Below are 268 nucleotides of genomic sequence, written 5' to 3'. Positions count from 1 at the left end.
CATATAGGCATTCGAAAGCAGATGGAAAAGATGATGGACGCCAAGATCCGCACAGTTCTCGACACTTATGAAGAGATGATCGCCGAGGAGCGCGCCAGCCCCCGCATCGAGCCGCCCGGCGGGCGGGACGGAGGACAGGACCGGCGGATGCGCGCCGTCGGCCCGGAGACCGGCCAGTTTCTCAACATTCTGGCCAAAAGCCTCGATGCGCCTGTCATCCTGGAGCTCGGCACCTCTTTCGGCTATTCCGGCATCTGGCTGGCGGAAG

General features: G+C 62.3%; 1 pseudogene. It reads left to right on the top strand.

The features are described from left to right. Positions 1–21 precede the first annotated feature (21 nt). Positions 22–268: pseudogene (locus SB772_RS41540) on the top strand (methyltransferase); the annotation flags it as partial.

This window comes from Paraburkholderia sp. SIMBA_030 (assembly GCF_046535245.1).
Classification (GTDB): Bacteria; Pseudomonadota; Gammaproteobacteria; order Burkholderiales; family Burkholderiaceae; genus Paraburkholderia.
The sequence above is the reverse complement of the archived record's forward strand: the minus strand, read 5'-3'. Positions and strand labels throughout refer to the sequence as shown.